Source organism: Stenotrophomonas sp. STEN021 (assembly GCF_056760175.1).
Genome location: NZ_JBRREH010000163.1, coordinates 1 through 2,198 on the forward strand (window position 1 = coordinate 1; position 2,198 = coordinate 2,198).

The following is a 2,198-nucleotide window of genomic DNA, read 5'->3' on the forward strand; positions in this document are numbered from 1 at the left end:
TGGGTGGGTTTTGTCCCTACCCTTGGGGGTAATGGGGTTTCCCGGTTATGGCCTGTGCTGTGCTGGGCTGGGAACTACGGCAGGTCCGCTACCGTGGGCATCAGCCCTCGGCTGCCACAAAACCGCCGGTCTGCCGCGCCCACAGCCGCGCATACAACCCGCCTGCAGCAACCAACTCCGCATGTGTGCCGGTCTCAACGATGCGGCCCTGATCCATCACTACAAGGCGATCCATGCGCGCGATGGTCGACAGACGGTGGGCAATGGCGATCACGGTCTTGTCGCCCATCAACTCATCCAGACTGTCCTGGATCGCTGCCTCCACTTCCGAATCCAACGCCGAAGTCGCCTCGTCAAGGATCAGGATCGGCGCATCCTTCAACAATACGCGGGCGATGGCGATGCGCTGGCGCTGGCCGCCGGACAGCTTCACTCCGCGCTCGCCAACATGGGCGTCATAGCCCTGCCTGCCCTGCCCGTCTACCAATGAATCGATGAAGCCTTCGGCACGCGCCTTGGCCACGGCGGCGCGCAGCTGCTCCTCGCTGGCATCGGGCCGGCCGTACAGCAGGTTGTCGCGGATCGAGCGATGCAGCAACGAGGTGTCCTGGGTGACCACACCAATCTGTGCACGCAGGCTGTCCTGGGTGACGTGGGCGATGTCCTGGCCATCGATCAGGATCCGCCCGCTTTCCAGGTCATACAGCCGCAGCAGCACGTTGACCAGGGTGGATTTGCCGGCACCCGACGGACCGACCAGGCCGATCTTCTCGCCCGGTTTCACCGCCAGGTTCAAACCGGCCATCACCCCGCCGCGCTTGCCGTAGTGGAAGTGCACATTCTCAAAATCCACCGCACCCGCGCTGACCAGCAGGGGTTTGGCGTCGGCTGCATCCTGCACCGTCAGCGGCTGGGCGATGGTCTCCATGCCGTCCTGCACGGTGCCGATGTCCTCGAAGATGCCGTTGATGGTCCACATGATCCAGCCGGACATGTTGTGGATGCGGATCACCAGCCCGGTGGCCAGGGTGATCGCGCCCACGCTGATCAGGCTGGCCTGCCATAGCCACAAGGCCAGTCCGCAGGTGCCGACGATCAAAAAGCCGTTGAGGATGGCAATGACCAACTCCAGCCCGGTGGTGATGCGGGTCTGCGCGCGGTGCTTTTCGGCCAGTTCCTGGATGGCTTCGGCCACATAGCGCTGCTCGTGGCCACTGTGCGCGAACAGCTTGAGGGTGGCGATATTGGTATAGCCATCGACGATGCGCCCCATGGCCCGCGAACGCGCATCGGAGGCGATCCAGGCGCGGTGTTTCATGCGCGGCACGAAGTACACGCCGATAGCGATATAGGCCAGCAACCACGCGGCCAAGGGCAGCATCAGCCGCCAGTCGGCCTGCGCGAACAGATACAGCGCGGTGCCGGTATAGACCACGATGTACCACAGCGAATCCACCATCTGCACAGCGGATTCGCGCAGCGAGGTGCCGGTCTGCATCACCCGGTTGGCAACGCTGCCGGCAAAGTCGTTCTGGAAGAAGCTCAGGCTCTGCCGCACCACGTGGTTGTGCATGAGCCAGCGCGAACGGTTGCTCAGGCCAGGCACGATGGACTGGTTGACCAGCAGGTTGTGCAGGGCCACCAGCAGTGGCCGCGCCAGCAAAGTGATGCCGGCCATCCACAGCAACTCACTGGCATGGCGCTGGAAAAAGCCCGGCCCGGCACTGTCGGCCAGCATGTCGACGATGCGGCCGAGGAAGTCGAACATCGCCACTTCCACCAATGCCAGCAGCAGGCCGGCGACCAGCGTGGCCAGCAGCACCGGCCATACCGGTCGCAGGTAATGCAGGTAGAAACGCACCACGCCACGCGGCGGCGTGCGGGTATCGACCGGCGGAAAAACGGGAATCAGGGACTCGAACCAGCGCAGCATAGCCACGGCCTGTAAAACCGGAACAGGCCGCGATTGTCCCATCGCGGCCTGTGTTGTGTCTGTCCAGGCGATGTACGGCTGTGCGAGCGGCAAAAAACTACTGGGTTGTGGGAGCGGCGTCAGCCGCGAAGCAGCTGAACCATCAGATTGCAGTTGACAAGGGACAGAGGCGGTATCGGCTTGGCCGGGGGGGGCGGCCGCCCCCACCACTAGTTTGTTTGGGTCGGCCGCAGCGGGCGACGGCGGGGGGGGCACCACACACACC

1 protein-coding gene is annotated in these 2,198 nt (G+C 64.1%); it reads right to left on the reverse strand.

The genetic code is table 11. From position 1 onward, the window contains the following. Window positions 1–100 precede the first annotated feature (100 nt). Window positions 101–1,933, reverse strand: coding sequence for an ABC transporter ATP-binding protein (locus ACVOL0_RS20315; protein WP_481550619.1), 1,833 nt, complete (start codon window positions 1,931–1,933; stop codon window positions 101–103). Window positions 1,934–2,198 lie beyond the last annotated feature (265 nt).